An 8523-nucleotide genomic window follows, 5' to 3' on the forward strand; every position below is an offset into this window, starting at 1 on the left:
CCGATAACAATGGTCATTGGGACTAGAGCAGGTCAATATGTGGAACAGATTGCAGGCTACAAAGCCTTTATACCTAATCCGCTGCCACCCATACCTGAAATTATTATGGATCAGGAAATGTGGAATCTGCTCTCTCAGGCAGATCGTGCGCTGGGGCGGCTAGACGGAGCAACGGATGCTCTACCAAATCCCGATCTATTTGTGTTTATGTATGTTCGGAAAGAAGCAGTTCTTTCGAGCCAAATTGAAGGCACACAAGCATCTTTGATAGATGTCCTAAAATTTGAATCTCAGGCTTTAGAACCGAACAATCCTCAAGAGGTAGCTGAGGTTGTAAACTATATCGCTGCTATTAATTATGGTCTTGAGCGGCTCAAGAGTTTTCCTGTATCTTTGCGATTAATTCGAGAAATTCACAAAGAGTTGTTAATGCAAGGCGTAAGAGGTGCTGAGCGCGATCCAGGAGAGTTTCGCCGCACTCAGAATTGGATTGGTGCAGGAGGATGTGGGTTAAAGGATGCCACTTATGTCCCTCCTCCACCCCATGAAATGCTCCAATCACTAGATAATTTGGAGAAATTTTTGCATAGTCCACAACCTATACCTACCTTGATCAAAGTTGGATTAGCTCATGCTCAGTTTGAAACAATTCACCCTTTTCTAGACGGTAATGGAAGAACAGGGCGATTATTAATCACGTTTCTGTTGTGCGAACAAAATATACTGCAACGCCCACTACTTTATATCTCTCACTATTTCATGAAATATCGCTCTGAATACTACGATCGTCTTCAGGCTATCAGAGAAAGTGGTAACTGGGAAGGGTGGCTGAAATTTTTTCTGCGTGGGGTTTACGAAGTGGCTCAGGAAGCTGCGGCTACTGCCCGTAAAATAGTCAACTTAAAAGAAGAACATCGCCAATTAGTCCTCAAGAAAATGCCGCGTAAATCAGGGAATGCAATCACATTGCTTGAGAGCCTTTATTTTAGACCAATTTTTAATGTAGAACACGCTGAAAAAATTACGAATTTGTCATATCCCAATGCCAACGCCTTAATTAAGGCTCTTAGTGATATAGGTCTTGTGGAAGAAACTACTGGACAAAAACGTAATCGAGCATTTTCTTATGCTCCATATCTAGCTGTTTTCCGCGATTCTTAGCAACAAATCTAGGCCAACTCTATGACAATATTTACATAAATACCTCGCTCTTTCTCGAACCGCCTGTCTCGTTGAATCAATGATTGACATCTGAGCCACCCACCATCATTGCGTTGATGTGGGTAAAGATGCGATCTAATTCCCCAATGGCGTCGAGTTCCGCTGCCTCTTCTGCCATTAGTCGATCTGCCTTCTTCTTCTCTAACAAGAGTTCCATGCGGTGTTGGAGCGATTCACTAAATTTGAACAACTTCCACCGATCGACTTTTTCAATGCAAATCTCATGGATTAACGAGGATGGCTTTTTAAGGATTGAAACCATTGTTGGCTCCTAGCTTCTAGTTTTAGGTAGTAAGTAGATTATACCTAAGCTCCAACATCATACCTGGTCTGACGCTCGATCGCCCAAACCGCAGCACCCTACACTACTTCAAAAACGCCTTTCTCGGAACCCTAGCGAGTTGGTAAGCGCCGCGACTGTCCAACAATTGATATTGATTTGGCTGCAATCCTAATTGCACAAACTTTTCTGGATATCCCAGCACCAAAATAGAGGGAAGAATTGGGCTTTTCGATTCCTGAATGTAGTCTAGAGCCTTATTGACAGCTCGGTAGTAAGTCACCGGCTCTTCGGTATAAAAAACCAGACTTGGTTTCCAGAAACCAACCATAATAAACTCTTCCCCCGGCAGTTTTTGTTGAACCGCAACCTGCGCTAACTGTCTCAGAGGTAACTGGCGGTTGATATCGACCACTTTGTAGGCGGGAGTAAGACCAAAAATGATAAATGCTACTAAGCCGATGAAGTTAGCAACCAAAATCCAGCGCTGTTGCCGCTTCCAAAGTAAAAGTCCGATCGCCACCGCTGTAATTATCCAAATTGTACCGCCGACTATCAGCAATCCCGACTGCTGAATTGCTTGGGGAAAATTGGGCATAGCCGGGTCATCTCCCAGCCAGTTGTAGCAGTAGAAAGTTGCTCCGGCTACAATTAATAAAAATATCACATTGAAAATGTATGTAACTAACAGCCCTCGCGGTAAAGAATTAGGTTTTTTTTCTAACTTTGCCCGCCTGTTTTCTGGTTCGTTGCCTGCAATAATATCGCTCCACAGCAGCGTTACCAAAATCGCAGCGGCGGGGATTAAAGGCAATACATAACTGGGCAATTTGGTCACGGCGATCGTGAAAAAGCCAAAGATGCAGCCGAACCAAAATAGGGCAAATAAACTCAACTGAGCCGATCGCGGTTGACGGCGCCAGTAACTGCGCTGCCAAAAACGGGTGCGGGCGATCGCCACCGGCAAATAAATCGACCAAGGTGCAAAACCAACTAGCACTACAAAAAAGTAAAAATACCAAGGTGCCGAGTGCTTGTTGACTACTCCAGTAAAACGCTGGAAATTGTGATAGCCGAAAAAACTGTCAATATAAGTTTCACCGTTGGCTAAAATAACCAGAATAAACCAAGGCAGGGCGATCGCCAGAATAATCGAGATTCCCGACACCGGACGCATTTCGCACCAAAGTTGCCGAAAATTTCCCAAATAAAGCCCGAAGCTGCCAACAATCAGCGCTGGGATGACAATTCCCACAGGCCCCTTAGCCAGAATTGCTAAGGCAATTAGTACGTAAAAAGTCAGATACCACTTATTAGGAAATCGGGCAGCGGAAACGGTAGAAAATGCTGTTTTTTCTCTCTGTTCTTCGAGGGTGTAACCGAGGAAAAATGCCAGCAGTGCCGAACACATACAGCCGACTAATAGCATATCTGAAACGCCAGTCCGTCCCCAGGCAATAGTTTGGGGATTTAAAGCTATTAGGGCCGCACCAATCCAAGGAGTAGAAAGAAAAATAGGAATACTAGAAGAGGGGGAGAGTGGGGGAGTGGGAGTCTGGGAGAGCGAGGGAGGAAAGACAGTTACATTCATCCGTGTATCCGTGTCCGAATCCGTGTCGTGCCCTTCTTCCTTCTTCCTTCTTCCTTCTTCCTTCGATTTCGATAGAGTATAGAATCCGAGGCAAGTTAGACCGATCGCGCACAAAGCCGAGGGAAGACGCACGGCCCATTCGTTAACGCCCAGAGTGCGGTAAGCCACCGCCATCAGCCAGTAAATCAACGGCGGCTTGTCAAACCTGGTTTCGCCGTTGAAATAAGGAGTGATCCAATCCCCTGTCACCGTCATTTGACGGGCGGCTTCGGCAAACAGCGGTTCGGTTTCGTCAACTAAACCGATGTTGCCCAGATTCCACAAAAAAGCCACCGAGGCGATCGCGCACAGCCACAACAGCGACAGCAGCTTTGGTGCGATCGTCTTCGTTGGCGTAGCCCCCGTAGGGGCGGGCTTTCCTTCGGATCGCTTCGCTAACGCTAACGGGCGATTCCTAAACTCTGACAAACGTTTAATAACTTCCTTCACCCAAACTTCCTGCGATTTTAGATTTTAAATTTTAGCTCGCTTAGAGAGTCTACCGAAAGATTTGCATTCTCGAAACTCCCAATTCGATCGAATGCGGTTAAACAGAGATGTTGCACCATTCTCAACAAGGCTTTCATGGGCGGGCAGGAAGCCCACCCCACAAGAAAATTCACTCTTTGTGGAACAGGCATCTTGCCTGTTCTTTATAATGATGCGGCTATGTGAGTTTAAGCTCACATAGGCGTATCGTTCTCAATAAAACCGTATCAACCGGGTTTATCGACCAAAATCTCGGCACCTGCTGCTAAGCGTTCAAGGCTGCAAAATTAATTGCCATTCTCCGGCTGTGCCTTTCCAAGCGGGCGAGGGTGTCTCCCCAGCGACGTAAGGCCCCCAGTAGCGGCGAGAACCATCCTGAGCAAAAACCACCAGAATGTCTCCCCGTTTGACTTGTAACTTGCCCTCCGGCAGCGATAGCATCAGTCCCTTGTCGCCTCCTTCCCCGGGCGCAAAATCCCAGTGCGCCGGTTTGCTGTAGGATTTCTCGGCTTGCCGTTTCGACAGCAGGGCCACCCGCACTGGGTGTTCGCTGCGGTTGCTGACGCGCAGACTGCCGGTGGCTTTAGTATTTACAGAGATTGAGGAAAGCAATTCCTCCTCTGACTTTGGGGGGGTTGGTATTGAGTCGGGTTTGGGATCGCTGGCGGCGTCTGCGGAAGCTGGGGCGACTGGGGAAAGGGGGGGTGTGGGGGGGAGTGCGGTGGCTTGTGAGGGCCAATCGCTCGACCGATTTGAACCGTTGGAGATAGTGATTTCAAAACGTCCTAGAAACATTCCTGTAATTAGGACGATCGCCACTCCAATTACCATCTGGTAAATTTTAAGTTTCATAAGTTTTATGCTTAAAGAATACACTGCACACCCGTAATTAGTCATAACTATCTTTAATGTAGAACCGGGGTTGCTGTGCCACAAGATACAGCTACACTTAATTACTTGACCGTTCAGGACTCTAACCCAATACGGTTGAGTTAAGGAAAATTGTAGCGACAAGGTTAGGTTGAGGAACGAAACCCAACCTACGCACGATCGGTTTTTTTAGCACTAACTGAACCGTATTGGACTATAACCCGGCGATCGCTCAATACCATCTTAGATGTTAAATTTTAGATTTTAGATGGTGGCATAAGCTGTTGTGCATTTAAATTGTATATTTCGAGTCCCGATCGAACAATCGTCAAATCCTCTCCCCCTCTCCCCTTCTCCCCCTCTCCCTCTCTAATACCATAGGCAATCTAGATGCAACACAGCTTACTAACCCCGGCAAAGATTAGGAGTTTATCTGAAGCGGCATTTTTTGACTCATCAGTATAACTTTTAATACCAGTTTAAAAAAAGAATGCCACTCTAGGCAAGATCCAAACCCCGATCGCCATCAGTCATTTCCAATTCTTTCATCTAAAATCTAAAATCGTATAACTTCTATGCAGAATACCCGAATTAACAGATTGATTGATGTTCTCGGCGAGCAATTCGCACGCTGGCTGAGCAATCCTTGGCGGCGGATTTCGATCCTGGTAATTAGCCTGCTGTTCGGCACTTTTTTGGGAACAGCTATTTCGACGATCGCCGGACAATCCGCTGATTGGGATATTATCGCGGCCGGGCTGTTGGTGTTGTTGACGGAGTTGGTGAATCGGCTGGTTTACGGTGGGAGGAAGCCTGCGGCACGTTATTTTTGGGTGGAGGTGCTCAATGCTCTGAAAATTGGCCTGACTTACAATTTATTTGTGGAAGCTTTCAAACTGGGATCTTAAAAACTTTTTGAATCTGCGCGGCTTTAGGATGAAATACCGCGTCTTCCAGGTTTATAAAGTGTGTAGTAGGGACAAAGGCTTTCGCCGTGTCCCTACTGGGATCGATCGGTATACTTCATAAACGTGGAATCTGCTGTATTTGTCAGTTGCAGATACTATTTATACAAAACCAGCCCCCGCCTAGAGAGTTTTGAGCTGATGGATCGATCGACTGTAAACCCTGTTGAAATTTTACACCGGTGGCAAGCTGGCGTTAGCGAAGCCCTCGAAGAGGATCGCCCGTTAGCGAAGCCCTCGAAGAGGATCGCTCCCGACTTCGATCGCTTGGCTGTTTGGGAACTTGCGGATGACGTGCGATCCCGCGCTTTTAACATTACTCCTGACAGTGTAGCCGAGGTTGTCCGCTGCAAAACCGATTTATTCTTTTCTCTGCTTGACGAACTGCATACTTTCCCGCTAAAGTCAACTGTTTTTCTCGAAACATTGTGGAAGCTTTGGCTGCCGCTGGCAATGCAATTATCGGCGGAAAAACAAAGTTTAAACCGTCCTTTAATTCAAGGAATTTTAGGAGGGCAAGGAACGGGAAAAACTACTTTATGCCAAGTTTTGAGGCTGATTCTCTTAAAATTGGGATATTCTACTGTCAGCCTTTCTTTAGACGATCTTTACAAGACTTATGCCGATCGCCAACAACTCCAAAAAGCCGACCCGCGTTTAATTTGGCGCGGCCCCCCCGGCACTCACGATATTGACTTGGGAATCTCCGTTTTAGACAATTTGCGCCGTTCTAAAACTCGCGAATTAGCAGCATTTGACAATCCCAAATCTGATGCCCTAAAACCGGATATAATTAAAAATATAGAAATTCCCAGGTTTGACAAATCTGCCTGCGGAGGTGCAGGAGATAGAAGCCAACCCGAAATTATTTCCGGTGCGGATATTGTACTTTTTGAAGGTTGGTTCGTCGGCGTGAATCCGGTGGTTGATACCAAATTGAACGACTTTTTGGCGGGTGCACCCTTTCCGATTTCCACAGAGGGCGACTGTCAGTTTGCGCGCGATATGAATGCGAAGCTGCGCGACTATCTGCCGCTGTGGAACCGATTAGATCGGTTGATGGTTTTGTATCCCCAAGATTATCGCATTTCTCAAGTGTGGCGCAATCAGGCGGAACGGGAAATGATGGCGGCGGGGAAGTCGGGAATGTCAGAGGCCGAAATTAATCGGTTTGTCGAATATTTCTGGAAAGCGCTGCATCCCGAGTTATTTATTAAGTCTACGATCGAGGGCGATCGGGTGGATTTAGTAATTGAAATTTTGGGCGATCGCGCGATCGGCAAAATTTGTCGGGCGATCGACTTAAAATTAAACGATTAGGGAAAGTTAAAATTAACGCTTTAAGGACACAACATTGTTGTGTCCCTACCGTATTGCAGCTTATCGTGCACTCATATCATGTCCGGTCGATTACCCTTCATCAGGTAGGGGCGGGTTCACCAACAATCTCTGCCAATAATTGACAATCTCAAAAACCCGCCCGGCCGGGATATTATGGTCAATCGATCGGACATGATATCAATTGAGAAATCAGGACTTCTGCAAAAAGTGGTTTGACGCGCGAATTATTGGGGTAAGGCGCGCCATCAGCACCCTACAATACAGAGGTTTTGCATTGAGGATGGAGAATTTATCAATTAACTGCCGGGAGTACCAAGATCGATCGCTTTCTGGATCAAATCGTCGGTAACATCGCCCGGTGTACCTGCGGGCTTAATTTCCTGAGCCATCGAACGAAAATCATTGGGATTGCTGCTTGAATCTGCCGGCATTGGGATCTCTTTAGGAGCGGGAATAGCAAATTTAGGTGCAGTTGCAGCGGCGGCAGCTTCGGCGCCGGCACCCGTGCGATCGATTTCACTAACGCTGAATTCTTTTGAAGCTTCGTAGTCTGCTGATACATCAACGGTCGGCAACTTTTGTTCTCCAGCTTCCGCGCTTTCAGTTATCTGCTGAGCGTCAAAGCTTTCAATGTTATTTGATTCTGTATTTATTTCAGACATAGCCGACTCCTTGCAAGTTTTATTTAACAATTCACTGTATCGATCTTTACTTAAATCCCGGGCTTTTTCATCTACCCGCAGATGTATCGATCGCTTCTATCTTAAGGATGATTTATTCTCGGGTGGCGGCTCAACACTGCATGAGTTTCAGAAAATAATGCAATTTTAGGCTAGATCCAAACCCATACATATTCAGCCATTCCCATTGTTTAATCTAAAATCTAAAATCTAAAATCGTATTACCTCTGGGGGATGGTGACTTGCACTTACAAATGTTGATATTTATATATTCGGGAAACATTTTTAAGGAATTTTATGAACTCACCCGCCGCGACCAATCCTCACTCTCTCTCCAACGACACTCAAAACATCCTTCAGACCATCAACGGGTTGGGTACAGATGAAAAACTGGCACTGCTCTACTTTGTTTATGAGAAAATGGGAGACTCAATTACACCAGCCGCTCCCGCCGCCGCCGAACCAGAATTAGCTCCCGTGCTGCTCGATGATTTTTACAACCTTTCCGATGACGAACAACTGAATATAATGCGAGGTATTGTCAATCGCGACGACACGCCGTATTCTCACGCTTACGGAGCTTTAACTGCTAACAATCAGTTGCTGGTTTGGTATGCTTGGGCTATTGGTATGGGGGAAAAAATTGTCGATATCCCCGAAGGATATAAAACAACTGAGGCTGTCAATGGCGTGTTGGGCCAAATTGAAGGTCTTGATTTTGAACAGCAAATTTCGGTGCTGCGCGACGTAGCTAATAATATGGGCTACACCGATGTTAAACCAATTGCTACTCAGGCCGAAGTAGGGAAAACTTCTAGTCTTTAGATCGGACGTGGTGGTTGAAACTGCTACTAGACTAACTGAAGTTAGGACTTACGCAAAAAGTGGTTTGATATCAAATCCGGTAGCAGGGGAATTAATATTACCAGAAATTAGGACGCGGCAGTGCCGTTTCCCTACGGCGATTCATTAGACCTCTTGCAAAAATCCTTTTCATCTATTGATGGGACGGGCAAGATGCCCATCCCACAAGAGTTATTTTTTCTT

The 8523-nt window shown here is 46.1% G+C and carries 8 protein-coding genes; 4 read left to right on the forward strand and 4 right to left on the reverse strand.

The annotated features are described in order from the left end of the window. The first annotated feature begins 39 nt into the window (after positions 1-39). Positions 40-1161, forward strand: a complete 1122-nt coding sequence (locus tag QUB70_RS21155; protein WP_332983237.1) for a Fic family protein — start codon at positions 40-42, stop codon at positions 1159-1161. A gap of 76 nt (positions 1162-1237) precedes the next feature. On the opposite strand, the gene QUB70_RS21160 is transcribed toward QUB70_RS21155, so the two are convergent. From QUB70_RS21160 to QUB70_RS21170, 3 genes are all read right to left on the reverse strand, one after another. Continuing rightward, positions 1238-1483, reverse strand: a complete 246-nt coding sequence (locus QUB70_RS21160; RefSeq protein WP_332983238.1) for a hypothetical protein — start codon at positions 1481-1483, stop codon at positions 1238-1240. 103 nt (positions 1484-1586) lie between these two features. Further along, positions 1587-3581, reverse strand: a complete 1995-nt coding sequence (locus QUB70_RS21165) for an ArnT family glycosyltransferase (protein WP_332983239.1) — start codon at positions 3579-3581, stop codon at positions 1587-1589. 312 nt (positions 3582-3893) lie between these two features. Next, the gene (locus QUB70_RS21170) at positions 3894-4472 is read right to left on the reverse strand and encodes a hypothetical protein (protein WP_332983240.1); all 579 of its coding nucleotides are present in this window, start codon (positions 4470-4472) and stop codon (positions 3894-3896) included. Between the two features lie 593 nt (positions 4473-5065). Here QUB70_RS21170 and QUB70_RS21175 point away from each other — a divergent pair. Both QUB70_RS21175 and QUB70_RS21180 read left to right on the forward strand, forming a co-directional pair. Beyond that, on the forward strand, positions 5066-5398 hold the full coding sequence (locus QUB70_RS21175; protein WP_332983242.1) for a DUF565 domain-containing protein: 333 nt from the start codon (positions 5066-5068) through the stop codon (positions 5396-5398). Between the two features lie 198 nt (positions 5399-5596). Beyond that, entirely contained in the window at positions 5597-6775 is a 1179-nt protein-coding gene (locus QUB70_RS21180) for a glycerate kinase (RefSeq protein WP_332983243.1), read from the forward strand. Between the two features lie 317 nt (positions 6776-7092). On the opposite strand, the gene QUB70_RS21185 is transcribed toward QUB70_RS21180, so the two are convergent. Beyond that, complete coding sequence (locus QUB70_RS21185; RefSeq protein WP_332983244.1) at positions 7093-7458, reverse strand: hypothetical protein; 366 nt, start codon at positions 7456-7458, stop codon at positions 7093-7095. Positions 7459-7773: 315 nt separating this feature from the next. Between QUB70_RS21185 and QUB70_RS21190 the strand changes: the two genes are divergently transcribed. Further along, complete coding sequence (locus tag QUB70_RS21190; RefSeq protein ID WP_332983246.1) at positions 7774-8301, forward strand: orange carotenoid protein N-terminal domain-containing protein; 528 nt, start codon at positions 7774-7776, stop codon at positions 8299-8301. Positions 8302-8523: the final 222 nt, after the last annotated feature.

It is taken from the genome of Microcoleus sp. A003_D6, from assembly GCF_036702825.1.
Taxonomy (GTDB): domain Bacteria; phylum Cyanobacteriota; class Cyanobacteriia; order Cyanobacteriales; family Microcoleaceae; genus Microcoleus.